The 24,084-nt window shown below is 70.5% G+C and carries 29 protein-coding genes, 1 tRNA gene and 1 other RNA gene; 7 read left to right on the top strand and 24 right to left on the bottom strand.

Features of this window, described 5'->3' with window-relative positions:
- Positions 1–35 precede the first annotated feature (35 nt).
- On the bottom strand, positions 36–1,205 hold the full coding sequence (locus tag ABWI04_RS23855; protein WP_345178847.1) for an FAD-dependent monooxygenase: 1,170 nt from the start codon (positions 1,203–1,205) through the stop codon (positions 36–38).
- Positions 1,206–1,315: 110 nt separating this feature from the next.
- Between ABWI04_RS23855 and ABWI04_RS23850 the strand changes: the two genes are divergently transcribed.
- From ABWI04_RS23850 to ABWI04_RS23835, 4 genes are all read left to right on the top strand, one after another.
- Positions 1,316–1,879 (top strand): TetR/AcrR family transcriptional regulator, encoded by a 564-nt coding sequence (locus ABWI04_RS23850; RefSeq protein ID WP_345178844.1) that lies wholly within the window; start codon positions 1,316–1,318, stop codon positions 1,877–1,879.
- A gap of 87 nt (positions 1,880–1,966) precedes the next feature.
- A complete protein-coding gene (locus tag ABWI04_RS23845) occupies positions 1,967–2,143 on the top strand; it encodes a hypothetical protein (RefSeq protein WP_345178842.1) in 177 nt (58 codons plus the stop codon).
- Positions 2,133–3,566 carry a glycosyltransferase family 2 protein gene (locus ABWI04_RS23840; protein WP_353833836.1) on the top strand — a complete coding sequence of 478 codons (1,434 nt, stop codon included), beginning with the start codon at positions 2,133–2,135 and terminating at the stop codon, positions 3,564–3,566. Before ABWI04_RS23845 ends, ABWI04_RS23840 begins: the two co-directional genes overlap by 11 nt.
- Positions 3,567–3,816: 250 nt before the next feature.
- Positions 3,817–4,173, top strand: coding sequence for a hypothetical protein (locus ABWI04_RS23835; protein ID WP_353833835.1), 357 nt, complete (start codon positions 3,817–3,819; stop codon positions 4,171–4,173).
- 34 nt (positions 4,174–4,207) lie between these two features.
- On the opposite strand, the gene ABWI04_RS23830 is transcribed toward ABWI04_RS23835, so the two are convergent.
- The 5 genes from ABWI04_RS23830 to ffs all read right to left on the bottom strand — a co-directional run bounded on the left by ABWI04_RS23830 (position 4,208) and on the right by ffs (position 8,542).
- Entirely contained in the window at positions 4,208–4,765 is a 558-nt protein-coding gene (locus ABWI04_RS23830; RefSeq protein ID WP_345178836.1) for a DUF5063 domain-containing protein, read from the bottom strand.
- A complete protein-coding gene (gene recR, locus ABWI04_RS23825) occupies positions 4,758–5,357 on the bottom strand; it encodes a recombination mediator RecR (RefSeq protein WP_345178833.1) in 600 nt (199 codons plus the stop codon). Before recR ends, ABWI04_RS23830 begins: the two co-directional genes overlap by 8 nt.
- Before the next feature lie 42 nt (positions 5,358–5,399).
- A complete protein-coding gene (locus ABWI04_RS23820; protein ID WP_345178832.1) occupies positions 5,400–5,768 on the bottom strand; it encodes a YbaB/EbfC family nucleoid-associated protein in 369 nt (122 codons plus the stop codon).
- Positions 5,769–5,955: 187 nt separating this feature from the next.
- Positions 5,956–8,361, bottom strand: a complete 2,406-nt coding sequence (locus ABWI04_RS23815) for a DNA polymerase III subunit gamma and tau (protein WP_353833834.1) — start codon at positions 8,359–8,361, stop codon at positions 5,956–5,958.
- An 85-nt stretch (positions 8,362–8,446) separates the two neighbouring features.
- An RNA gene (ffs, locus tag ABWI04_RS23810) (signal recognition particle sRNA small type) lies at positions 8,447–8,542 on the bottom strand.
- Between the two features lie 59 nt (positions 8,543–8,601).
- On the opposite strand from ffs, the gene ABWI04_RS23805 reads away from it, so the two are divergent.
- Complete coding sequence (locus ABWI04_RS23805; protein ID WP_353833833.1) at positions 8,602–8,946, top strand: DUF952 domain-containing protein; 345 nt, start codon at positions 8,602–8,604, stop codon at positions 8,944–8,946.
- A gap of 10 nt (positions 8,947–8,956) precedes the next feature.
- Positions 8,957–9,041 (top strand) — tRNA-Ser (locus ABWI04_RS23800).
- A 152-nt stretch (positions 9,042–9,193) separates the two neighbouring features.
- Here the strand turns inward: ABWI04_RS23800 and ABWI04_RS23795 are convergent.
- From ABWI04_RS23795 to ABWI04_RS23710, 18 genes are all read right to left on the bottom strand, one after another.
- Positions 9,194–9,421 carry a hypothetical protein gene (locus ABWI04_RS23795; protein ID WP_353833832.1) on the bottom strand — a complete coding sequence of 76 codons (228 nt, stop codon included), beginning with the start codon at positions 9,419–9,421 and terminating at the stop codon, positions 9,194–9,196.
- 1,328 nt (positions 9,422–10,749) lie between these two features.
- Positions 10,750–12,015: a tyrosine-type recombinase/integrase gene (locus tag ABWI04_RS23790; protein WP_353833831.1), complete on the bottom strand. Its 1,266-nt coding sequence runs from the start codon at positions 12,013–12,015 to the stop codon at positions 10,750–10,752.
- Positions 12,012–12,263 carry a helix-turn-helix domain-containing protein gene (locus ABWI04_RS23785; RefSeq protein WP_353833829.1) on the bottom strand — a complete coding sequence of 84 codons (252 nt, stop codon included), beginning with the start codon at positions 12,261–12,263 and terminating at the stop codon, positions 12,012–12,014. Before ABWI04_RS23785 ends, ABWI04_RS23790 begins: the two co-directional genes overlap by 4 nt.
- Before the next feature lie 356 nt (positions 12,264–12,619).
- Positions 12,620–14,185, bottom strand: coding sequence for a hypothetical protein (locus tag ABWI04_RS23780; protein WP_353833828.1), 1,566 nt, complete (start codon positions 14,183–14,185; stop codon positions 12,620–12,622).
- Entirely contained in the window at positions 14,182–15,099 is a 918-nt protein-coding gene (locus tag ABWI04_RS23775; RefSeq protein WP_353833827.1) for a bifunctional DNA primase/polymerase, read from the bottom strand. The genes ABWI04_RS23780 and ABWI04_RS23775 overlap by 4 nt, the downstream gene beginning before the upstream one ends.
- Positions 15,096–15,839 (bottom strand): DNA cytosine methyltransferase, encoded by a 744-nt coding sequence (locus tag ABWI04_RS23770; protein ID WP_353833826.1) that lies wholly within the window; start codon positions 15,837–15,839, stop codon positions 15,096–15,098. The genes ABWI04_RS23775 and ABWI04_RS23770 overlap by 4 nt, the downstream gene beginning before the upstream one ends.
- Positions 15,836–16,123: a hypothetical protein gene (locus ABWI04_RS23765; RefSeq protein WP_353833825.1), complete on the bottom strand. Its 288-nt coding sequence runs from the start codon at positions 16,121–16,123 to the stop codon at positions 15,836–15,838. The genes ABWI04_RS23770 and ABWI04_RS23765 overlap by 4 nt, the downstream gene beginning before the upstream one ends.
- Positions 16,120–16,476: a hypothetical protein gene (locus ABWI04_RS23760; RefSeq protein ID WP_353833824.1), complete on the bottom strand. Its 357-nt coding sequence runs from the start codon at positions 16,474–16,476 to the stop codon at positions 16,120–16,122. Before ABWI04_RS23760 ends, ABWI04_RS23765 begins: the two co-directional genes overlap by 4 nt.
- Positions 16,477–16,619: 143 nt before the next feature.
- Positions 16,620–16,922 (bottom strand): hypothetical protein, encoded by a 303-nt coding sequence (locus tag ABWI04_RS23755; RefSeq protein ID WP_353833823.1) that lies wholly within the window; start codon positions 16,920–16,922, stop codon positions 16,620–16,622.
- A 51-nt stretch (positions 16,923–16,973) separates the two neighbouring features.
- Positions 16,974–17,705, bottom strand: a complete 732-nt coding sequence (locus ABWI04_RS23750; RefSeq protein ID WP_353833822.1) for a FliH/SctL family protein — start codon at positions 17,703–17,705, stop codon at positions 16,974–16,976.
- A 170-nt stretch (positions 17,706–17,875) separates the two neighbouring features.
- Positions 17,876–20,074: a hypothetical protein gene (locus ABWI04_RS23745; protein WP_353833821.1), complete on the bottom strand. Its 2,199-nt coding sequence runs from the start codon at positions 20,072–20,074 to the stop codon at positions 17,876–17,878.
- Complete coding sequence (locus ABWI04_RS23740; RefSeq protein WP_353833820.1) at positions 20,071–21,165, bottom strand: hypothetical protein; 1,095 nt, start codon at positions 21,163–21,165, stop codon at positions 20,071–20,073. The genes ABWI04_RS23745 and ABWI04_RS23740 overlap by 4 nt, the downstream gene beginning before the upstream one ends.
- The gene (locus ABWI04_RS23735) at positions 21,162–21,404 is read right to left on the bottom strand and encodes a hypothetical protein (RefSeq protein ID WP_353833819.1); all 243 of its coding nucleotides are present in this window, start codon (positions 21,402–21,404) and stop codon (positions 21,162–21,164) included. Before ABWI04_RS23735 ends, ABWI04_RS23740 begins: the two co-directional genes overlap by 4 nt.
- Positions 21,401–21,802 (bottom strand): RRQRL motif-containing zinc-binding protein, encoded by a 402-nt coding sequence (locus tag ABWI04_RS23730; RefSeq protein ID WP_353833818.1) that lies wholly within the window; start codon positions 21,800–21,802, stop codon positions 21,401–21,403. The genes ABWI04_RS23735 and ABWI04_RS23730 overlap by 4 nt, the downstream gene beginning before the upstream one ends.
- Positions 21,799–22,083 carry a hypothetical protein gene (locus ABWI04_RS23725; protein WP_353833817.1) on the bottom strand — a complete coding sequence of 95 codons (285 nt, stop codon included), beginning with the start codon at positions 22,081–22,083 and terminating at the stop codon, positions 21,799–21,801. Before ABWI04_RS23725 ends, ABWI04_RS23730 begins: the two co-directional genes overlap by 4 nt.
- Positions 22,080–22,748, bottom strand: a complete 669-nt coding sequence (locus ABWI04_RS23720; protein WP_353833816.1) for an NUDIX domain-containing protein — start codon at positions 22,746–22,748, stop codon at positions 22,080–22,082. The genes ABWI04_RS23725 and ABWI04_RS23720 overlap by 4 nt, the downstream gene beginning before the upstream one ends.
- Before the next feature lies 1 nt (position 22,749).
- Complete coding sequence (locus ABWI04_RS23715; RefSeq protein WP_353833815.1) at positions 22,750–23,067, bottom strand: WhiB family transcriptional regulator; 318 nt, start codon at positions 23,065–23,067, stop codon at positions 22,750–22,752.
- A 111-nt stretch (positions 23,068–23,178) separates the two neighbouring features.
- On the bottom strand, positions 23,179–23,325 hold the full coding sequence (locus ABWI04_RS23710; protein ID WP_021593495.1) for a hypothetical protein: 147 nt from the start codon (positions 23,323–23,325) through the stop codon (positions 23,179–23,181).
- 164 nt (positions 23,326–23,489) lie between these two features.
- Here ABWI04_RS23710 and ABWI04_RS23705 point away from each other — a divergent pair.
- Positions 23,490–24,084, top strand: a 595-nt coding sequence (locus ABWI04_RS23705) for a GntR family transcriptional regulator (protein WP_353833814.1), incomplete at its 3' end; no start/stop codon positions are given.

Here is a 24,084-nt window from a genome sequence, read left to right as displayed (position 1 = left end):
ATGCTGCGCCCTCCCCCGCGGCCGCGGCAACAGGCTCAGCGGCGAGCGGGATCGGTGGACAGCTCGGAGAGGTTCATCGCCATCGTGCGGTGGACGGCGGGGATCCAGTCGAGAGTGCGCAGCAGGGTGTTGCGCGCGCCGCGCAGCACGGGGCTGCCCACGGTCGCGACGTGGGTCATCCTGTCGGTGAACGCGACGACCTGCTCGGCTACGGGACGGCGCTCGGTCTCGTACTCGTCCAGTACGGAGTCGGGGGCGCCGTCGCCCAGCACGGCGGCGAGCTTGCCGGCGAGGTTGAGGGCGTCCTGGATGCCGGTGTTCATCCCCTGCCCGCCCGCCGGGCTGTGGACGTGGGCGGAGTCGCCGGCCAGGAAGACGCGGCCCGCGCGGTAGCGCGCCGCCAGCCTGTGGTGGACGCGGAAGCGCGAACTCCACACGACGTCCTCGACCAGCGCGGGACGGCGCCTGGGGCCGCGCGCGTCCAGGAGCGCCTGGACGTCGGCGGCGGTCGGCTCCTTGGGCGCCTCGTCGACGGTCGCGACGATGCGGTGCCGCCCGCCGGGGAGCGGCGCGACGACCGTGACGCCCTCCCCGGAGAAGAACAGCATGACCTCCTCGCTGCCGCCGGCCCAGTCGAGACGCACGTCGGCGAGGACGAACGACTGCGGGTAGGCGTCGCCCTCGAAGGCGATCCCGGCGTGCTCGCGGACGGTGCTGTGCATTCCGTCCGTCCCGACCGCGTAGGCCGCGCGGATCCGCTCGCCGCCGACCAGGGTGGCCGTCACCCCGTCCTCGTCCTGCGTCAGGCCCGTCACCTCGTACGGCCGGTGCACGAGGCCGCCCGCCGCGCGCAGCCGTCCGAGCAGGATCTCCTCGGTGACGTTCTGCGGGACGAGCAGCGTGTACGGGAAGTCGGTCGGCAGGTCGCCGAACTCGACGGTGAGCAGCACGCGGTCCCGCTCCCGGACGGTGAAGCGCGGCACGACGATCCCGCGCTCGACCAGTTCGCCGGTCGCCTCGATCTCGCGCAGCACCTCCAGCGTGCGGGCATGGACCACGGCCGCCCGGGAGGTGTTCGCGCCCTCCGCCGCCCGGTCCAGCAGGACCGCGTCCACCCCCTTCTGCCGCAGCGACGCGGCCAGGGACAGGCCCACGGGCCCCGCGCCGACCACGAGGACACCGGTGGACTCCGGAAGAGCATTCATGATCACTCCTGTTGCCAATAGACGTTTGCCAACAGGTGTTGGCCAACTCGTGATGGACTCTAAACCGTTGTCCGCGCGTTTGCCAACAGTTGATGGCATATGTTGGCGGCATGGCCTTCACCGAGCGGTCCGCGCCCACCCGGACGGCGATCCTGGACGCGGCCCGGCGCCGGTTCGCCGAGGACGGCTACGACCGCGCGACGATCCGGGCGATCGCGGCGGACGCCGAGATCGACCCGTCCATGGTCATCCGGTACTTCGGCAGCAAGGCCGAGCTCTACGCCGCCGCCTCCGCCATCGACCTCGCCGTGCCCGACCTCGCCGGCGCCGGCGACCCGGCGGCCGCCTACGTCGAGTCCTTCCTGGCCCGCTGGGAGGCGGGCGAGAACACCGCCGAGGCCGTCCTGCTGCGCACGGCCCCCACCCACCCCGACGCCGCGGCCCGCGTCCAGGCCATCTTCGACAAGGAGATCGTCCCCGCCCTGCAGAAGGTCCTGCCGGACGACCCCGGCGCCCGCGAGCGCGCCGCCCTGCTGCTGAGCCAGACCCTCGGCATCGCCTACAGCCGCTACCTGCTGGGCATCGAACCCCTGGCGTCCATGGACGTCCGCGAGATCGCCGCCATCGCCGTCCAGGCCGCCCGGGTCCCCCTCCACGCCCCGCGCACGCCCTGAACCCGCGGCGGCCGGAGGGAGACCCTTTGCGCCGGGCCGGTGATCACTTGAGGGGCCGCGGGGTACGGCGAGGATGATGATCAAACTGTGGCGAAGGGTCTCACCATGTCCTACGGGTCGGCGGCCACCGGCGGAACGCTCGCCTACACGGGACTCGCGATGGGCCACACCTGGCTGGCCGCCGCCGCCCTCGGCCTCGTGCTGCTCGGCTCGGTGCTCGTGAGATTCGGGTTCCGGCGCGGGCGCGGGCCGCTTGAGCACTGAGTTCCAGGCACCGACCGCCCGTTATGTCCCGCCGCGGACCCGGATCATGCTGGCGGCGCTGCCGCTGGCCGGGTTCGCCGTCTGGGCCATGACCCATCTCGTCGCGACCGTCACCACGTTCACGACCTCGTTCGGGGCGATGTGCGTCGCCTGGACGGCCTCGTTCCTGACGTTGTGGTGGGTTCCGGTGTCCTGGATGGAGCGGCCGTTCCGGGCGTCCGGCGAGCAGCGCGCGGCCCTCGACGCGTTGACCGTGGCCGTCCAGGTGCCCGTCTACAACGAGGATCCGGCGGCGCTGCGGGCATGCCTGCGCTCCGTGCTGGCCCAGAGCCGCCGGGTCGACCGCGTCCTCGTCGTCGACGACGGATCCGTGGACGCCCGCGGCAGGCCCGCCACCCTCGACGACGTGCGCCGCGAGTTCGAGGAGGCCGCGTCGGCGCTCGGCGTCGAGACCGCCTGGGAGCGCACCCCGAACCGGGGCAAGCGGTTCGCGCAGATGCACGTCCTCGCCACCGACGACGCCGACGTCTTCGTCACGCTCGACAGCGACTCCGTCCTCGACCGGCACGCCGTCCGGGAGGGGCTGCTGCCGTTCGCGGACCCGCGCGTGCAGTCGGTGGCCGGGCACGTCCTGGTCCTCAACCGGACGGCGAGCCTGCTCACCCGGATGACGTGCGTCCTGTACCTGCCGTTCACGCGCGGCGTGCGCAGCGCCCAGTCGGTGCTGCGGCGGGTGACGATCAACTCGGGGACGCTGGCGTTCTACCGCGGCGACGTCGTCCGCCGCTCCGCGGGCGTGTACGAGCACGAGCGGTTCGCCGGCCGGCCGATGCAGATGAACGACGACTCGATGCTCACGTTCTACGCGCTGCTCCAGGGTGACACCGTCCATCAGCCGAGCGCGATCGCGTTCACGCTGGTTCCAGAACGGCTGGACCACTACCTGAAGCAGCAGCTGCGCTGGATGCGCGGGACGACCGTGCGGCACCTGTGGTGGCTGCGGTACATGCCGGTGACCGGTGCCGTGTTCTGGATGACGGTGAGCGAGTACCTGCACCTGGTGCTCGCAGTGCTGCTGCCGTCGGTACTGCTGCTCGACCCCTCCTCACGGGCGAACCTCGGCGCGGTCGCGGCTTCCGGGACGCAGGTGGGGATCGTCCTGTGCTACCTGTCGGGCCTGCGCATCTTCACGGTGCGGCGCAGCGACGAATCGCCGTGGTCGCGCGCGGCGCTGTTCGCATGCACGCCGTTGATCGCGCTGTGGCGGCTGCTGGTGCTGCGCCCGCTCTACCTGTACGCGATGTGCACGTGCCGCCGGGTCGGCGACTGGGGGACGCGCAAGGCCGTCGAGGTCTCGCTTGCCGAGCCGGCGAGCCTGCCCGCGACGTCGCCTGCTCCCGCCGGCTCTCTCAAGAAGGGTTGACCGGTCGACCCGGCCGAGGCCGGCGGACTGGGGCTGGGGCTGGGGGCTGGGGCGTTAAGGGGCCAAGTGCTGGGTCGATGGGGTTCCTGGGGCGCTGGTGACACGAGGGTTGCCGTGCCGTAAGCGCTATGAGGCCTCCTCGGCCCCGTCCAGATCATTTCTGAGGACCACCCGGACGTGGGGTCAAGCGTCTATGTAAAGGCAGACGTTGGCGGGGTGCCGGGGCCATCTCGTCCACCAGGGAGCCGTCGTGCTCGTACAGCGGCTCGGGGCGGTGCTGTGCGGGGCGGCGGTGAAGGAGTCGATGGGAGAGCTGATGGGCGGATTGGACGAGTTGCCGAAGGTTCGCCGGGGACCCCTGCCGTCCCTCTACGCCGCGCTGCGCCGGAAGGCCCCGCAGGTGGCGGCGGCGCGGCCGGACGGCGGCGGCGGACTGCTGCACGTCTCCTACCGGGGGCAGGAGGCCCGGGTCGCCTGGGACGACGACCTCGAACAGTTCGCCTGGCGGTCCGGAGGCAGCGGCCAGATCGGCTCGGACGTCGAGAAGGCGGCCGAGCTGATCGCGTGGGCGCTCGGCGCGCGAACCGGCCCCGCCGCGTCCGGCTAGGCGAGCCGGTCGGGTCGGGCGGGACCCGGTCAGATCAGGCGGGGGCGGCTTCCGTGGCCGCTTCCGTGGCGACGCTCAGGCGGGCGTTGGCGACGAAGGCGTGCAGGGCTCGCAGGGCGGCGCCGGCGTGGTTGCCCCAGTGGTTGAAGTACGAGTACTGCCACCACCAGAGGGCCTCCAGGGGACGGTCCTGGTTGTAGTGGCGGAGCCCGTGGACGAGGTCGCTGGCGACGTCCACAAGGTCGTCCGACAGCCGGTAGGAGGTCGGCTCGGTGTCCTTGTAGGGGTCGAAGACCTCGACGTACTCGTCCATCGCCTGGAGGCGCTCGGCCAGGCCCTGCCGGATCGAGTCGAGGTCGGGGTCGTCGCCCACCTCGGGCTCCCAGTTGTCCGGGAGGATCACGTCGGCGCTGGCACCGAGCTGCGCGCCCGCCAGGATGACCTGCGACACCTCCAGCAGGAGCAGCGGGATGGTGTGCGTCCCGCCGTCGCCGCGGGCCACCGCCTCCAGGCCGTCCAGGTAGTTGTCGACGTGGCACGCGACGCGTTCGGCGAGGGCGTTCCAGTCCTGCGGGCTGTTGGTGTCAGACATCGAGCAGCCTCCGTCCTTCGAATGCGCGGCCCAGCGTGACCTCGTCGGCGTACTCGAGGTCGCCACCCACCGGAAGGCCGCTGGCCAGTCGGGTGACGGTGATGTCCATGGGCTTGACCAGCCGGGCGAGGTAGGTCGCGGTCGCCTCGCCCTCCAGGTTGGGGTCGGTCGCGAGGATCAGCTCGGTCACCGTCCCGTCCGCGAGCCGCTGCATCAGCTCGCGGATGCGCAGGTCGTCCGGCCCGACCCCCTCGATCGGGCTGATCGCGCCGCCGAGCACGTGGTAGCGGCCCCGGAACTCGCGGGTCTTCTCGATCGCGACGACGTCCTTGGACTCCTCCACCACGCAGATGACGTGGGGGTCGCGGCGCGCGTCACGGCAGATCCGGCATTCCTCTTCCTCCGCGACGTTCCCACAGGTTTTACAGAAGCGGACCTTGTCCTTGACCTCCTTGAGCGCCTTGCCGAGGCGCTCGACGTCGGCCGGATCGGCTGCGAGGAGGTGGAAGGCGATCCGCTGCGCGCTCTTGGGGCCGACGCCGGGCAGCCTGCCCAGCTCGTCGATGAGGTTCTGGACCACCCCTTCGTACAACGGACCCCTCCTTTACTGGTCGTCTTCTGCCCGCGCCCCGGTTCAGGCGCCGCCGAGGCCGGGGAAGCCGCCGGGGATGCCCCCGCCGCCGCCGAGCCCCTGGGCGAGCGGGCCCATCTTCTCCTGCTGGAGCTCCTGCGCCTCGCGGGCGGCGTCGCGGATCGCGGCCAGCACCAGGTCGGCGACCGTCTCCGCCGTGTCGGCCGGGTCGTCGACGTCGATCGCCTTCGGGTCGATCGCCAGGCCCGTGACCTCGCCCTGCCCGTTGACCGTCGCGGTCACGAGCCCGCCGCCGGCGGTCCCCGTCACCTCGGTCTCCGCGAGTTCGCGCTGGGCGTTGAAGAGCTGCTCCTGCATGGCCTGCGCCTGCTGCAGGAGTTCCTGCATGTTCAGCTGACCACCGGGTTCCACGGTGCACTCCCTCTTCCGGCCCCCGAGGGCCTTCTCTCTGGCGCTCCGCCAGCCACCGGACGTCCGTCCCACGAGACTACGGGTTCCCAGGCCGTTTCGGTACGCGAGGACCCCAGCGCGCCATTTCGGAAGCAGATCCGGGATTCGGCCGCCTCCCGGCCCTGCCGCCGGGCTCGGCACGCTGGGCTCAGGAAGCCGAGTTGTCGATCTCGCGGATGATCTGGCCGCCGAGTTCGCGCTGGATGAGGGCCATCCCGCTCATCTCCGCCTCGGTGCCGTCGGCGTCGGCGTCGCCCTCCGGGTCGACCTCGTCGCTCTCGTCCACGGGAGAGGGTTCGGGCGGCGGCGGGGGCTCGTCCGGCGGCGGAGGCGGCGGCTCCGGGCGCCGGTCGGCGCTCGGCGCGGACGGGCGCGCGGACGGCTGGGCGGGCGGCCGCGGCTGCGGTGCCGGGTTCGGTGTGGCCGCCCCACCGAACCCCGAGCTAGGGCCCGGCCTTCCCCCCGGTGGGGACCCGCCGCCGGGCGATCCGCCCACGACCGTCTCGATCCGCCAGTCGACGCCCATCCGCTCCTTGAAGACCTCGCGCAGGACGGCGTCGCGGCCGCCGTTGACGAAGCCGAGGCGGCGTCCCTCCGCGTCGAAGCCGAGGGTGAGGATCCTGCCCTCGAGCGAGATCGGCTGCACCCCGGACATGATGACCATCCAGGTGGCGCGGCTCTTCTGCTTGACGGCCTCGACGACGTCCGGCCAGAGCCGCTGGATGGTGGAGAAGTCCGCCCCTCCGCCACCTGCGCTCGACGCGGCGGGCGCCGGTGGTGCGCTGGAGGGTGCGGGCGGTGCGCTGGACGCGGGCCGCGCGGCGGTCGGCGCGGCCGAGGACTGAGCCGCCGCAGCCGGGCTAGTCGTAGCCGAGGCGGCCGCGGGCGGGGTGCCTGGGACCGGGGTGGCTGCGGCTGCCGTGGCTGGAGCGGCTGTGTTCGGAGCGGTCGTGGCCGGGACGGCTCCACGGTTATCCACAGAACCGGATTCTGCGTGTGCCGTACCGGGGGCGGGGTTGACACTGGAAGTGGGGTCGGCCCCCCGGGAGGGAGGGGACTGGGTTCCGGGAGTTTGAGAACCCCCGTCGCGAGAAGACGTCCCCCCCGGCTGTCCTTGCTGTCCTTGCGGCCCCGAGTGTCCTTGCGGCCCAGACTGACCTGACTGACCTGGCTGGCCCGGCGTTTCCTGCGCGGAACCACCCTGCGCGGGACCACCCTGCGCGGGACCACCCTGCGCGGGACCACCCTGCGCGGGACCACCCTGCGCGGCACCACCCTGCCCCGCGCCGCCCGGGGCGGGGGCCGCCGACGGCGCCGCGGACGCGAAGGCCTGCGCCAGAGGGTCACCGCCCTGCCCGCCGCCGAAGCCGCCCTGGCCACCGCCGAAGCCGCCCTGGCCGGCCTGGCGTTCCAGACGGTCGAGGCGCGCGAACATGGACGCCTCGTCCTCGTACGCGGCCGGCAGCAGGATCCGGGCGCAGATCAGTTCCAGCAGCAGCCGCGGGGACGTGGCGCCCCGCATCTCCGTGAGCCCGGTGTGCAGCAGATCGGCGGCACGCGTCAGCTCCCCGGGCCCCATCGAGGACGCCTGGCGCCGCATGCGCTCCAGCTCGTCCGGCGGGAAGTTCAGCAGCCCGGAGCCCGCGGCCTCCGGGACGTTCGACAGGATCACCAGGTCGCGGAGGCGCTCCAGCAGGTCGGCGGTGAAGCGGCGCGGGTCCTGGCCGCTCTCGATCACGCGGTCGATCGCGGCGAACACGGCGGCGCCGTCCCGGGAGGCGAAGGCCGCGACGACCTCGTCCAGCAGCGCGGAGTCGGTGTAGCCGAGCAGCGACACGGCCCGCGCGTACGTGATGCCCTTCTCGTCCGATCCGGCGAGGAGCTGGTCGAGGATCGACAGCGTGTCGCGCGCGGAGCCGGCGCCGGCCCGGACGGCCAGCGGCAGCGCGGACGCCTCGTACGGGACGTCCTCGCTCTTGAGGATCTCCTCGACGAGGTCCTGGAGGACGCCCGGCGGGATCAGCCGGAACGGGTAGTGGTGGGTCCGGGACCGGATCGTCCCGATGACCTTCTCCGGCTCGGTCGTCGCGAACACGAACTTCAGGTGCGGCGGCGGCTCCTCGACGAGCTTCAGCAGCGCGTTGAAGCCCTCGCGGGTGACCATGTGCGCCTCGTCGATGATGTACACCTTGAAGCGCGCCGCGACCGGGGCGAAGAAGGCCCGTTCCCGCAGGTCGCGGGCATCGTCGACCCCGCCGTGGGAGGCGGCGTCGATCTCGATCACGTCGATGTGCCCGGTCCCGGACGGTCCGAGCGCGACGCACGAGTCGCACTTGCCGCACGGGTCGGGGGTCGGCCCCTCCTCGCAGTTCAGCGAGCGGGCGAGGATCCGGGCGCTGGACGTCTTGCCGCAGCCGCGCGGACCGCTGAACAGGTACGCGTGGTTGATCCGGCCGTTGCGCAGCGCCTGCTGGAGAGGCTCGGCGACGTGTTCCTGCCCCTTCAGCTCGGCGAACGTCGCTGGCCGGTACTTGCGGTACAGAGCCAGACTCATCGGGGGTCCGCCCTCCCTCGAGAAGCAGAGCGTCAGAAGCGCCGTGTCGCCGTGGACCGGCCGTCGCGGGCCGGTCGCCGTCAAACCAAGGGACCCCCCGCACACCCGCCAGAGCCTGCTTATCCTTGCTGCCTTCCGGCCCTGGGGAGGTTCACAGGGTGACGCCGTGCGAGGGGTCTGCCCAAAGTCTATGGCATCCCCGGCCCCGGATGGCCACGCATTCCAGCGTAGTCTCCGCCCATGCCCGCCTCTTCCCAGGACACGCTCCTGCACATCGCCGAACGAACCCACTGGGAATCCGCCCGGAGCACCGGCGTGGCGTACACCATGTCCACCCTGGGCCGGACCCTGGACGAGGAGGGCTTCATCCACTGCTCGTCCGACCTCGCCCAGGTGGACGGCGTGCTGGGCCGCTTCTACGGCGAGGTCCCTCGCGACGCCCTGGTTCTGCTGGTCATCGACGTCTCCCGCCTCGACGCGCCCGTCCGCCACGAGCCCGCCGGGGACGAGCTGTTCCCCCACGTCTACGGACCGATCCCGGTCGACGCCGTTATTGATGTCAGGTCACTGCCCGAGAACCGGTAGGCTTCCGCGTGGAGGATTCGCCTAGTGGCCTAGGGCGCACGCTTGGAAAGCGTGTTGGGTTCACGCCCTCACGAGTTCGAATCTCGTATCCTCCGCTCGTCTGACCAGGCACGACGCCAGAGGGCGGCATCCGAACGGATGCCGCCCTCTGCGTTTCTAGTCTCAGATTTAGTCTCGATTCCGCTCAGCGACGGCCTCTGATCCCGCCACGCGCGCCCGTCCGAGGGCGAGCGCGCGTGGGGACGACCTACTTGAGGATCTTGTGGAGGCCTATCGCGATCGCGATGCCGAAGCCCACCCCCGCCATGGGGGCCGACGGCCCGACTTCCGCTGCGCTGCCGGCCGCTTCGACGGCAACACCACCGATGATCGAGTAACCCAAGATGATCGCCCAACGCAGGGAGAGGCGCTCGGGCTCCTCGGGCTGGTCAGGGGGGGTACTGTTCTGAATTTTCCTACGCCAAGGTAGGCTCACCACTACCGTCCTTCTCTTGGATCTGCAGATATCTCGGGGGACTGGACGCAGAGCGGCTCCCTCTGACCAGGGAGCCGTTCGCGTATGTGGAGGCGCTGCCTCCTGTCTCGGGGGCTTCTCGCCCGCAAGCGAGAAATGGGCGGGCCGTCCCGGGCCCCTCGCTGGCGCTTCTCTTTCTGAACCACACCAACCACCCCTCTCCACCGCTCGCGCACGGGCCTCAGATCGACGCTGACGGCACAACGCTACCGCACCCGAGACTTATGGCGCGCAGCTCGATTCCCGTGTGCCAGAAAGCACCTCAGGGCTTTCTGGGTGGCATCGCAGCGATCGCCCGTGGTAGCCGCGCACGGGCGCGCGGGAACGCGCGACGCGCGGTTCTATCACACGGCGCCGACAGGCGGGGCGTCCGACACTCCAAGCAGCCTCAGGGGCGATCTGAGGGGGCACGCCCCTCCAGAGACAAGATCGGGAACCTCACGTGATAGCTTGCGCGGCCCTCAGTCACCCCAAACCGCCCATGTCCGACATAAAGCCTGAATTTTCTATAGATCCGATGCGCGTGAGCTATCGAGGCTTACCAGCAGAGATGTTGAAGAACATTGAATGCTTCCAATGACTCAATCCGTTCTCAATCCAGATAACTATCTACTCGCTGATGGATCGCCTAGCCAGTCATCGGACGCCCATTGCGGATAGTGCAACCCCAGTCCTCCAGAACATCATGCCAACGAGCCGATCGCATGCGAAGAGGAACGCGGTACTCCTTATCGAGAGCATTCCGGGAGTCCGGAAGTCCGGAACTTCGGAAGCCAGAGGGTTGTTGGCCTCGGGCTCGGTGAGTTGAGAAGAGGGATCCAGTAAGCCCAAGCCGGGGGCCACATCGATCTCGTAGGCCGTGCTATCCGCGCGCGCACGCACAGATAGATAGGCCCTCATCCAGCCAACCAGCGAGAGCCACCCCCTCCCACCAGGTCTGGGAGGGGGTACGCCCACCCCCCCGAGCAGTCGTCGATGAGGTTGCAACGATCTCGTAGGCCGTGCTATCCGCGCGCGCACGCACAGATAGATAGGCCCTCATCCAGCCAACCAGCGAGAGCCACCCCCTCCCACCAGGTCTGGGAGGGGGTACGCCCACCCCCCCGAGCAGTCGTCGATGAGGTTGCAACGATCTCGTAGGCCGTGCTATCCGCGCGCGCACGCACAGATAGATAGGCCCTCATCCAGCCAACCAGCGAGAGTGCCCCGCACCATGCGATGCGAGGCACTCTGAAGGGGGTGGCAGGGTGTGTGCTGGCGATCTGATCAGGCTAGAAGACAGCCAAGCCTCAGTCTCGTTGGCCCTCGGCCCCGTCCTGGCGTTCGCCGGTTCCCCACAAGAGATCCCCAACACGGGCAGCTACATCGCTCCGGATGGTGTCGCTCATGTGCTGGTAGCGCGTGGCCATGGAGGCGCTTGACCATCCCATGATGGCCATGGCCGTAGGGGTCGGAACGCCGAGGATGAGGAGGACCGTTGCGGCTGTGTGGCGGGCGTCATGAAGTCGAGCCTCACGGAGTCCCGCCCTCACCAGTAGTGCTTTCCACTCGCGGTAGTCGGTGTTCGGGATCAGAGGAAGCCCGTCTGGCTTGGTGAAGACGTATCCGCCGTCATGCCAGAGCTGGCGTGCCACTTTGCGCTCAGCATCTTGCTTGATTCGGTGCTCCACAAGGAGCCGGATCAGGGGTGCGGGTAGGCCGATCACACGACGTCCCGCCTTGGATTTGGTCCGGCCAGTCTCCGCCCGGACCTGTCGACGCCGCGGGCAATAGCCAGCCTTCCGACCACACGACTCAGCGCCGCACCCGTGGGCGTACTTGGGCCGGAGGCGCCCGCGCCGGATACGAACTAGACCCGAATCAAGGTCCACGTCCTCCCACTTGAGACCGAGCGCCTCCCCCTGGCGCAGACCGAGTGCCAGGGCGAGAACCCATCGAGCACCGTTCCGTTCCTGCTCCTGAGAGATCTTGAGCAGTCGCTTGATCTCATCAACCTTGTACGGCTCGGGCTCCTCCTCATCCAGCCGTGGCGCGGTTGCGAGAAGTACCGGGTTGACGCCTAGATGGCCCCGCCGAACAGCCACGTTGAGGGCATTGCGCAGAGTGCGGTGTGCGTGGTGGGCCGTGCCTGCGGAGAGCCCCTGCTCCTCCTGCATCCTTGTGTAGAGCTTCTCGCAGTGTTCCGGCGTGAGCCTGTCCAGTCGATGAGCGCCAAGGCCGGGGATGAGGTGCTTCTCGACGTCCACGCGATACCCCGCATGCGCGTTCTCCGAGATTCTGGGCGGGGCGGCGATGTGCTCAATCCAGTGCGTGAGCCACTTATCAACGGTCCAGCGCTGCCCTGCTTTGGGCACGCGGCCCTGGTCCCGATGCTCCTCAAGCTTCTTGACCTTCCGGGCGACCTCGGCCCTTGTCTTGGCTTGAACGTGCCGGCGGTCGGGCGTGCCGTCGTCCTTCACGCCTACTGTGACGCGGCCGTGCCAGTACCCATCCTTGCCGTAGTAGATGGAGGAACGGCCGTTGGCGTTGCGTCGCCTCTCACCATTTCCATTCATGCTGCGCTCCTGGCGCGTCGCATAAGAGCAGAGACGTAGACGGTCAGACACTCCGGAGGGACGCGGCGAAGAGTCCCGATAGTTACGGATTCCACCTCACCGGAGGCGATAAGGGCGTACATCTTCGTACGGCCGATCCTGAGCCGCTTAGCGGCCTCCTCAACGGTCAGGAGATCAGTGTCGTTGGCTGTGGGGAATTCGAGCGCTGCCATGAGGTGCCGCTCAGAGTCGGTGGCGACTTCGGTCAATGGGACGACCCTCGTTCTTTGAGACGTGATCGGTCATGGGGTGAGAGACCCGGCAGTGTGCATGGTGACTTGGCGCCGGTTCGCTGTGCTGTACGGGAGGGGCTGAAACATCTCCGCATCTCCGCATCTCCGCAGTTGTGGCCGTGACCTGCGGTGATGGGTGCGGAGATGGACGGGGTGGTCCTCGGGTCATCTCCGCAATCGGGGGTTCATCTCCGCACTGGTTGCGGAGATGCGGAGATGGACTTCTGTCGCTGTCTGCTATCTCCGCAACCCGTCGTTGCAGGTAGAGGGCGGGTTCTGCGGCGTTGCGGGGATTGCGGGGATGTTTCAGCGTTCTTCGGGGCTCGCTGCGGTCAGTCATGGTGTTCCACCCAGAACACGTTGCGGTCGCCGCGGTTGTTCTTGGCGGAGCGGACGACGTAGTCGCCGCGCCAGCGTCCGACTTGGCCGGTGAGTAGGCGGCCGAGGGCGAGCACGTTGGGCGGGCGGCCGGTGTGGGTGGTGATGAACTGGCCTTCCCACCGGTCGTGTTCGTCCAGTCCGATGCGGTCGGGTTCGGCGGAGCGGCGCAAGTCGGCGGCGGTCATGGGCTGGTTGCCGTGCAGGTCGTGCCAGCAGGCCAGGAACGCGCGCCAGCGGGTTTCGTCCTCATCGATGTCACGCACTTGGGCGGCGTTGGCCAGGAACCCCTCTATGCCGTGGTGGGCCAGGAACCCGCCGAGGGCTTGGGCCCACGGGGTGAACTGCCGCATGGAGACGGTGTCGGCTCGCGGTGCCTGGTTGCGTGTCCAGTCCAGGACCAGGACCAGGAGGTGCCACAGGACGGTGAGCTGATTGGAAGGGGTGGTGATCCACTGGTCCAGGTGCGGGATCCCGAACCGGGATTGGTCGCGCTGCTCAGGCCGCGGCATGTTCGGGTCCAGGTGCACCCGGACGGTGCGGGAGGCCATGTCCCCGCCGACTTGGAGGTTGTTGCCGGTGGCCATCCACAGGCGGTCGTTGACGGTGGCGATGTTGCGGGACGCGCCCAGCTGGCGGTCGGACCACACGCCGGCGGTGACGAGCAGGGCCAGGGTGGCCGAGTCGATGACGGTGCCTTCGGCGAGGTTGTCCCACACCACCACCCCGACCTGTTCGGCCAGCACGGCAGTGATGGACTTGCGGAGTTCCTCTTCGGTGTAGGCCCAGGGCATGACCCGTTGCCCGTAGAGCATGCCGGGACCGCCGGTCAGGATGCTCTTTCCAGAGGCGGGCATGGTCGCGTCGATCAGCGCGAACGGCGTCAGGGACCGGGTGAAGTGCCGCAGGATCGGCGTGACCAGCAGCGCCACATAGTTGGCACGGTCAGCCGCGCTGGACCACGGGAAGTCGCGCAGGAACCGGTTCAGCACGAAGTCGCGGGCTTCCGCCACCTGCTTGGGGGTGGGCCGGTCGGGAACGGGCGGCAGCGCGACTTTGGAGGCCAGGTACAGGCCGGTCGCCGGGTCGTAGCCGGGGCGTTGCAGCAGGGTGCCGTCTCGGCGGAGCACGGGGGCGCCGATCACGCCGCGCAGCGGGGCCAGGCCCGGCCAGGTCTTGCCGGCCAGCACTGAGGCCAGGATGTCGCGCGGCGGGGTGACCTCCTCCTCGAACGTCTCGGTTCCGCCGTTACCGTCCCTACGGGACCGGACCCGGTAGACGTAGGCGTGTTCGGCCAGCAGGCCCGCGAGAGTGGCCGGGGTGACCGGGCTTGCGGTGACCGGAAGCGGCGAGTCTTCGTCGGCGGCAGGGGACGTCTGCCCGCCGGACACGGTCTCCATATGGACCAGGGAGCCAGCGGACACGTAGGTGTCGGGCAAGGAGTTGCCGGCGAGCGCGGCTTTCAGGACGCGGATGGTTTCGGGGCCGGATCCGGCTTGCAGGGGCGGCTTGCTGGTCATGCGGGCACGCTCCTGGGGCGTTGGGTGCCGGCGCGAAACCCGGACCGGATGGTCCGGCGGGATGGCATGGGAGCCAGCCCGGCGCGCACGGCGGCAGCGGTCAGCAGTTGCTCGGTGTCATCGAGGTCAAGGGCACCCCCGGCCACGAGCTGGCCGAGGGCGACGGCGGCCCCGTACAAGGTGGCGTTGCGGCGCCCCTGGGGCGCGTCGGCGATGGCGTTCAGGCTGGCGGTGAGAGCCCTGTTCAGGTAGGCGCCGCGGTTGCCGGTGGCCAGCCGCACCGTGACCGGGCGTTGCGGTGGCAGCGGTGCGGGGCGGAGCCGTTCGGCGAGCCAGCTGGGCAGCGGTGCCGGGGCCGGGGTGTGGATCGGGTCATAGGTGCCGATGCCGTCCGGGAGGTCGACGTAGGAGCCGGGGCCGACGACGTATCCGCCGTCACCGCGGGTGTCGACCTTCCATCCCAGCCCGTTGCCGCGGTCATCGGAGGTGTTGGTCAGCCGGATGCCGTCGGGTGCGCTGAAGTACAGGTGAGATCCGCCGCGGCGGGTGCGGACGTGGAAGGTCTCCAGCGGCATCGGCTGGCCGGCCTGTTCACAGAGCATGGCGAACACGTCGGCGCCGTCGTTGACGCCGGGCACCGCCCACTGGGGCGGCGGGCACTCGCCGGGCTTGGGCATGTCCAGATCGATCACCAGTAGGCGGGAGGGTCCGCAGGCGATCCCGATGTTGTAGGGGCGGCGAGCCCACATCCCCTGAATGGCGTCGGGGTCGGTGGTGGCGACCCTCTTCCACCGCAGCCCCTTGGGCGGCACCTTGTCGCCGATGGTCAGCGGGAACACATGCCAGCCGCGGGCGGCGGCTGCCAGCGCGTAACGGACTTGCGGGTTGGGGGCGGGGGGTCGGTGGCCGGTCACGCCGCGCTCCCCTCGTACAGGACGCGGTCAGCGGTCAGGTGGAGGGCGAGGGCGGCGCCGAGGCGGTGGGTGTAGGCGGGTGGAATGGCCTCGCACACCTCGCGGATGCCTCGCGGGATGTCGCCGCCGGTGGGGACGCGGGTCCAGGACATGGCCATGGCGTCGGCGGCGGCGTTCTGCCAGGCCCGCGAGTGCCGGCCGCCGTGAATGCTCATGAACGGCCGGTCGGGGGTGGGCAGGTAGCCGTTGCGGGCGCACAGGGCGGTGTGCGCCGGATGGGCGGGGGCGGTGAAGGGGAAGGAGGTCTCAAAGGCCCTGTGCCGGTACATCGCCAATCCGAACATCGGGCCGCACAGCGTGACCGGGTCGATCAGCTCACCTGCGGCGGCTTGGACGTTCTCGATGACATACGGCAGTCCGGCCGCTTGGAATGCCTGTCGGGTGGGGGCGATCAGGTGCGGGTAGTCCTTGTGGTTGTAGGCGTTGAGGGTGCTGTAGCCCTGGCAAGGCGGCGAGCCGTGCCCGGCGTGGAACTCGTGGCCGTGGGCCTTGATGAACTCGATCGCGTCGCCCCGCACGAAGGCGAACGGGTAGTTCGGCTGGGATTCGACGTCGACACCGACGACCTCGAACCCGGCCAGGTAGTAGCCCATCGCGGCGCCACCGGCGCAACAGAACGCGTCCAGCAGCCACAGCCCGTTCCACGGACGGGAAGGCAGCATCGACGGCGGCCGGGTCATGCGGCCTCCTTTCGCTGTCTGGCGGGCGCGGAGAACAGGTCGGGTTGCGCGTCCGGGGCGTAGTCGGGAAGCGGCTCGGCCTCGACCGGCCGCCGTGCCGAGCGGGCAGGGCGCCGGTCCGGACGGCTGGTGACGTAGGTGACGCGCTGCCCGGCGTCCTCGGCGAGGCGGATGTGCTCGGCGGTCTCGGCCGTGATCTGGCCACGCGGGGTGATGACCACGCCGCCGTTGCGGATGATCGCGGCGCGGTTCCACTCGCGGATGAAGTCGGTGGCCTCGCTCATGCGGCGTCCTCGGGGAGGATGATCAAGCCCTCGGGGGTCAGCACGAACTCGTGACCGTTGTGGCAGGTCCACAAGTCACCGGGGGTGTCGGGGGCGAGCGCGGCCCAGCAAGTGACCTCGGTGAGGCAGTACGGGCAGTCGGGGCCGTCCTGCACGGGCCAGTGGTGGGCTCGGATGGTCCAGTCGTGTCGGCAGGCACGGCACTGCCAGCAGGTAACCGCCTTTCCGGCGGGGGTGGTGGCCGGGCCGATGTACACCACGTCGGCGGGGCGTTCGCACAGGGGGCAGTCGGGGCCGGTGATGATCGGCCATTGCTCGACTGGCGGGAGTTCGGGCGGATTGGGTGTCATCATGGACGTGCCTCTTCTAGGGCTCGGCGGGTCTTCGGATCCGTTCGGGTTCGTGATCGGTTGGGGTGCGGCCCTCGGCGGTGTGCTTGGTGGCTTGGCGCCGGGGGCCGCTTGACGTCCTCCTTCAGGCGGCTCGTGGGGGCTAGTCAGTGGTCGTGGAGACGGCGGGGGTGAGTGGCGCGGTCGGTGGCCTTGCGGTCGCGTTTGCGCTGGCGTTCCTTAGCCATCTCCGAGCGGACTGACAGCACGGTGCGGTGTGCGGTGCGGGAGCCGAGGCGTTGGGTGCGGCCGGTGCCGCCGCACCGGTTGCAGGGCCCGAACCTGCGGCGGGTGCTGCCGTGCTTGCGGCCGGTCCCCTCACAGCGGCGGCAGGGGCGGAACGGGTAGGCGTAGACGCTGACCGCCCACAGCGCGGATCCGGCCATGGCGAGCAGCAGCAGTGTGACCATTGGGGGTTCTCCTTCGGGCGCGGTCGTCGGGTGTGCTGCGTGATCTGCGGGCTAGGGCTTCCACCGGCCGATGACCACGGGCTGAGCCCACGCGACCGTCTTGCGGCGGTCGATGACGATGTCGCCGTTGGGCTTGAGGAGGATCTCGTCCTCGCGGACGTTGTCCTCAGCGAAGTCCGCGGCGACCCGCGCTTTGATCTGCTTCTCGTTGGCGGGCATGCCACCGGCCTGGTGGGCGGTTTCGCGGCGGCCTTGCTCGTGGCCCTGCTGGTAGCCGTCTTCCAGCCCGATGGCCATCGCTTCGGCGTATGCCTCTTTCCACGCTTGGCAGGCGTAGCGGGGACAGTCGGTGTCGTTGCAGGTGCGGTAGTCGTGCGTGGCCTTGCCTGCGCCCGTCTTGCCCGCGGGCGCCTTGGCCGGGGTGGTTTTGCCGTTGGTGGTCTTGGCGGTGGGCTTGGTCGCGGTGGGCTTGCGGGGCTTGGTCGCGGTGTTCTTTCGGCGGGCCGCGGCGGCGGCCTTGCGGCGGGCGGCCTGCCGGCGCTTGCGCTCGGCGGCCTCGCGGCGTGCGGCGGCGGCCTTGCGCTTCTTGAAGTCGGTCGAGATCTGGCAGGTGTGGTTGAGGCCGCGAGGCTTGCCGCAGGTTCGGCACATCGCCGTGACGCGGGGCTTGAGGCGGGTCTTGCCGGGCTTGCCGCGGCGGTCCATGCGGGTGACGCAGGTGTGGGTCAGCCTGCGGGGCTTGCCGCAGCGTCCGCACTTGAGTACCTGGATCTTCAGGGCCATGGGGTCCTCGCATCGTGGGTGTGTGGCCGGGGGCCGCTACCCGCTACCGGGCAGGTCAGGGGCGGTGTGCGGGTAGCGGCAGGTAGCGGGTAGCGACGTTTTCGCAGGTCGGGCAGGTAGCGGTGCCGCTACCGGGTAGCGGCCCGGATCGGTGGCCGGAGCCGGGCGGGTCAGCCCGCGGCGGTGCCGTCGGTGGCGGCTTTGGCGTCCCGCTTGCGGCATCCCTTGCGGGTGACTCCGCCGCGCTTGACGTCCACGCTCGGCACGCCCAGGTCTCGGTATTGCGCCGAGACGGCGTCGGCGGTGGCGTCGGCCCATCGGTCGGGGAACTGGCCGGCGAGCCGTTCGGCCAGTTCGGTCCAGTGCAGGCCGGGGTCGGCGCCGAACACCGCCAGCACATCGGCCATCACGTCGCGGTCGGGTACGCCGGTGTCTTCACCGGCGGCGTAGCCGTTCAGGGTGCCGGCGCGCTCGCGGAGCTTGCGGGCGGCGGTGAGGATCTTCTCGGCGTCGCCGTGGTCGGCCAGGTGGGTGCGGACGGTCGGGGTGTGGTCGTCGGCGCCGTAGAGGTAGCCGACGCCGAGGTAGGGCTTGCCGACCGGCAGCGCGGAGGCGTCGAAGCCCTCGGAGTAGGCGTCTCCGCCGAGGATGGCGTCGGAGACGTTGCGGTTGCCGCACCGCAGCGCGAACCGCACGGCGTGGTTGTCGCGGTACCGGTTGAACAGCCGCTGCACGTCACCGGCACCGACCCCGGACGGCTTCTGCGAGGACGACAGCAGGACCACCCCGGAGGAGGGGCCGACCGCCAGGATGAACGACAGCAGGTCGGCGATCTCCTTGTTGTCGTCCTGGTCCGGCAGCTCGAAGTAGTTCTGGAACTCCTCCACCACCAGCATCCAGATGAACAGGTGCTTGGGGTAGCGGCGGCACAGTTCCTCGGTGAGCTTGCCCTCGGGGCACTCCTCGACCGGCAGGGTCGACAGGAAGTCGTTGGTGTCGATGATGTGCTGCTTGATCTCGGTGAGTGCGGCGATGAGCTGGCGGACGGGGTCACCGGCACGGTTGGGCACGGTGCCGCGGATGAAGTGGTAGGCGACCATCGCGAACTTGTTCCAGTCCGGGGAGTTCTTGCCGTCCACCACCGACAGCCGCACCGAGGGGTCCAGCGCGGCGTACAGCGCCAGCAGCCGCGCCGAGAACGTCTTGCCCTTGCGGGGCTGCGCACCTATCAGGATCGAGATCCACAACAGACCCAGGGCGACCTTGCGGCCGTGCTCGTCCAGCCCGAACGGCGCCGGCCGCCAGATGTTGCGGCGCTTGCAGTCCAGCAGCGGCGTCTTGCCCGCCGGGACGGCCAGGGGGTCGCGGTCCATCACCGTCAGGGTGTGGCGGCGGTGGCTGGAGGGGTCGTGCGTCAGGTACACCTGCGAGGGCGCCACGTCCAGGCCGGAGGCGAGCTTGTCCTTGGCCTTGACCACGGCATCGAAGCCGGTGCCGTGCGGCAGGACCACCTTGACCTGTGACCCCTCGCCTTCCTTGGTGCGGGACATGGTGGTCTCGAAGGTGACCTGCTCGTTCATCTTGTCGGGGTGGCCGAGGCCGGCGGAGTAGTAGGCGCGCAGCACCACGTCGTGGTTGAGCAGCCGGAACCGCGGCACGGTCGTGGCCGGGGCGATGATCGGGTGGTCCTCGGGGCGGCCGAAGTGGGCGAGCCACGGCACCGCCACGGCGGCGACCGCGGCCCACCCCCACCACGGCGCGAACTTCACCAGCAGCAGCCCACCGGCCAGCACCGCGGCGGCCTGCCCGGCCAGGATGGTGCCCCGGACGCGGCGGGTCTCCTTCACCTCGCGGTGCAGCTTGTACCACTCGCGTGAATCGCCCTGCGCAACCGCGAGGGAGCGAAGGTAGTCGTTCTCCGACACCCACCACCACGACAGTTGCCGGTCGATCAGCCGCCACACCCCGACCGCGCCCCACAGCCCCGCCAGCGCCACGTAGCGGGGCGCGCGGATCGCGTGGAAGGCCAGCCGGTGAGCTGCGCGGCGGGTGTGCCGCCCGATCGCCTCACCGACCCCGCCAAGGCTGCGCAGGTGATGCGGGATGACCGGATAGGCGTCGCCCTCGGGGTCGTCCAGCAGGTACCCGACCCCGTCATCGACCGGTACGCCCTCGGCGTCGGGATCGGCGCCGGGGTCGAGCTGGACCTCAAAGGAGGTGTCCACCTCCGCGGCAACCTCGGGGTACGCGCCCTCGGCACCGTCCGGCGCGGCGTCGATGCCGGGCGCCGAGTCGTCGACGTCGGCGGGGGCGGTGTTGTTGGGGACGGGCAGACGTACCACCTCGCCCATGGGCTTGCTGAAGCTCATGACTGGGTCCCTCCCTCGGTGGCGGTGATCTGGGCGTGCAGGCGCTGCCCGGTCCGCGGGGTGACCTTCAACCGGCGGCCGAGTTCAGCACCGCTCAGCGACGGCTCGGCGGCCAGCAACGCACGCGCTTTGTCGGCCGTGGTCGCGCCGCCGGTACGACGCCGGGGCCGAGGCCGCCGCGGCTTGCTGACGCGGTCACCGTCGCGTGCCGTGTCGCGGTTGCCGTCGCCCTTCCCTTCGCCCCGGCCGTCGCGGCGGGTGTCGTCCTCGGCGTCGCCCTTGCTGTCGCGGCCGGTGTCGCGGGGCGCAAGCAGTGCGGGCAGATCGGGGCGGCTGGGCAGGGCACGGCGGCCGGGGGCTACGGGGGCTTCGTCCAGCACCCACGCGCGGAAGCCGCGCACGGTGCTGACGGGCGCCATCCCGAACCGCAGCGTCCACAGGGCGGTGCCACGGGCGGCGGCCAACGGCGAGGACTCGTCGGCGCCGTCGCGGCCGGCCAAAGCGCGCTGACGCACCACGGCGATGAGCCGGTCAGATGCAGCGGCGTACAGCGCGGCGGGCATCACCCACGCGGCCACCGACTTCGCCGAGCCGGGGTCGGCGGACAGCGCGTTCATGCACAACGAACCCGCCACGCACGCCAGGTTCAGCGCGCGTTCGGCGACCGCCGGACGGCCGAGCCGGGCCTGTGCCAGGGCCAGCAGCGCGAAGATGACCGCCGCGGCGTCCAGCCCGAGGGCCTCCAGCATGGACGCGGTGTGCTCGCCCTTCTCGGCGTGCACGAACGCGTACTGCGCACGGTAGGAGACGTACCCCTGAGCGGCGGCCAGAAGCAGAAGCAGAACGCTGGCCACCGCCAGCAGCCAGCCACCGGCCCGGTCGGTGCCCTCGGCCAGCGCCCCGCCCTCGACGCCCTCTGCACCGGGGCCGCGGCGGCGGGCCATGAAGCCCGGCAGGTACCGCAGGTTGAAAACCTGCACCGGCCGCCCGTACCCGTCGCGTCCGGCCGTCGAGCCGGTGGCCGGGCCGAACCCACCGGCGCCCTGGTGGCCGTTGGCGGTGTGCTGGGGCGGGTCGTAGGTCGTGCTCATCGCCGGTCCCTCCCGTCGTGGTCGTCGGTCCGGGCGAGGTTGGGCACCGGGCCGGGGTGATACTCGGTGTCAAGGTCGGCGGCCATCACCGACCGGCCGCACGGCTCGCAGCGGAAGCGCACCGGGCCGCCGTCCAACGGGGTCCGGCAGGTCGGGCAGCACTTGAGGGAACCCGGACCCAGCAGGCGGCGCGGCGCCGGTAGCACGGCGGGCGACGGGGTGGACGTAGTGGTGTTCATGCCGCCGCCTCCGTCCCGGTCTCGCCGGCGCAGTCCAGGCACTCGCCGAGGTGGCGGGGCAGGACGTATCCGACGTCGCATCGGCAGGTCGGGCAGAACCGACGTGCGGCCAGCGCCTTGCCCAGGGCTGCGCGCTGCCGCTCGGACGGGACGCGCTTGGGCAACGCCAGACGGACGTCGTACAGATATGCGGCGCGCACCCCACCGGGCGCGTTGTAGCGGCGGGAGTGCCACAGCACCTGTCCGGCGATCTCCTGACCGCCCGGACGCAGGCCCTCGGCGGCGAGCTGGCGCCGGGTGCGCAGGTACTCGGGGGCCATCCGCCACGGCCACGTGGGGAGCCCGTGCCGGGCGCCGGTCGGGTCGAAGAACCGGGCAGAGCTACGGCGGCGGGTCATCGCGCCCCACCCCCCGCCGGAGCCAGCGCCGGGCTGAGAGCCGGGGCCAGGTTCGGGCGGCACACGGTGACCAGGTGCCAGCCCCCCTCACGCAGCGACCGGTAGACCAGCACACCGCAGGCGGCCGTCAGCCCGGCGACTACCAGGGCGGTGAGGGCCAGCGTCGGCGCGGGGTGGGTGACCAGCAGCGCCCCACCAGCGACCGCGAGCCGCGCCGGGGACGCGCACACCCAGCACGCCACAGCGGCGAGCGCGGACAGCATGAGGAGGACGGCGGTCATCGAGCCACCCCCAGCATCGTGCGGAGCATGCCGACGTGCGCGGGGAACACCTGGCCGCCGTAGACCTCGGTCAGCACGGCGACAAGGACGTTGTAGGAGGAGGCCGGTACCCACTCGGCGCGGCGGGCGTCGTCGGCGCCGACCACCCGCGGGAAGTCCAGGCGGTCGAAGCGTCCCAGGTGGACCGTGCTGAGCACGGTGACCATCCACGCCTCATCCGAGGCGCGCGGGTCGGGCACGTACCGCGGCGCGGTGGCCGTGAAGTACGAGGCGGGCAGTGCGAGCCCGGTCTCCTCCTCCAACTCCCGCGCGGCGGCGGCGGTCGGGTGCTCGCCGGGGTCGACGTGGCCGCCGGGCAGTGCCCAGCCGTGCCCGTCCGCACGCTCAACCATCAGGATCCACCGGCGCCCGGTCGGGTCGGACAGCGACACCAGCGCGTCGGCGGCCAGAGCCTCGCCCCAGTGCCCCAGCTCGTTGCGGCCGTAGCGCACGGCGGTCTTCTCGCACGGGTTGACCGGACGCCCGTCGACAACCGCGAACGGAATCGCAGCGGACGCCTGACGCGCCCTCCAGTCGATCCGGGTGGGGTCGGTCTCCGGGTCGGCCCAGCCGTCGCGGACGCCGATGGTCAGCACGTCGGAATGGGTGTAAGTGCGGTTGCTCATGTCAGGCGGCCTCTTCCACTTCGGACGCCGGCAGGGCGCGGGCCTCACGCCGAAGCGCGGCCAGCTCGCGCGGCAGGTAGCCCGCCCACACGCCGAACGTGGGGCGGATCCGCAGCGCGTAGTCCAGGCACAGGGCCCACACCGGGCAGCCCTCGCACACCTCGCGGGCCACGTCCTGACGGGCCAGACGCTCGGCGAGCGGCTCGTCCTCGAACGCGTCCGGGCCCATGTGCAGGTCCGGGTCGTGCCGGCAGTCGCCGCGCGTCCCCAGTTCGGTCACCAGGTCTCCCAGCGACATCACGGACGGGTCGACAGGCATGCGGTCCTCCACGCGGATCGTGATCGGTTCGGGTCGCGGCCCTCGGCGGTGTGCTTGGTGGCTTGAGCGCCGGGGCTGCTTGGACAGAGGAGAGGTCGCGGTCATCGCGGACTAGCCCAGCGATCCCGAGAACGTCGTGATCGCGTGAATCACCTGGTTGACCAGCGCGGCGGCCTTCTCCGGGTTGTTGATTGCGAAGATCGCGACCGCGATGCCGGCGAGCCACTGCGGGATGCTGCTGGACTTCTGAGGGAACACCGAAACCTCCTGGTCACCTGCTGAGTACCGCGGCGACTTGCCGTGTGAAGCAGGTCACTGGACGACAGCGTATACGTAGCTTCGTATACGCACAAGCCTTAGGCATACGTTGATGCGTATACGCTGAGAAGGAGTCACCGAAGACGCGAGGGGATGATCACGCAGTGGCAGAACCGGCCTACGTCCGCATCGCAGGCGAGTACGCCCGACGCATCCGACGGGGTGCACTCGCACCCCGCACCCAGCTGCCGAGCTATGCCGAGATCGCCCAGGAGCACGGTGTCTCGGACATCGTGGTTCGGAAGGCCCTCGAACTCCTCCAGAGCCAGGGCCTCGTTCGCTCCGTCCGGCGGCGAGGCAACTTCGTGGCCGATCGCCCGAACCTCGTTCGCGTGTCTCCTGAACGCCAGATGGAGAGCGCCGAACGGTCGTTCGAGAATGAGTCCGACCAACAGGTCCAGGTAGAGCGGGAGACTCAGCAGATCCCCGCTACGCCAGACCTCGCGGAGGCCCTCGGCGTACCTGCGGGGCAGGAGATCAACCACGTCATCACCCGAGCCACCGAGAACGGGCGACCGATCTCGATCTCGGACACCTACCAGCCGCTGGACGTCGCCGGCATCTCCGAAGCCGCCTACCTGGAAGAGACGATCTCCGACCAACTACCGGCGGAGGCGCACGCCGAGTGGCTGCGGACTACGCCCGGCGACCTCGTCAAGACGGTTCACCAGCGGTTCTTGTCCACCGACGACCGAGTCA

The sequence above is a fragment of the Actinomadura sp. NPDC000929 genome (genome assembly GCF_040492065.1).
Taxonomy (GTDB): domain Bacteria; phylum Actinomycetota; class Actinomycetes; order Streptosporangiales; family Streptosporangiaceae; genus Spirillospora; species Spirillospora verrucosospora.
The sequence above is the reverse complement of the archived record's forward strand: the minus strand, read 5'-3'. Positions and strand labels throughout refer to the sequence as shown.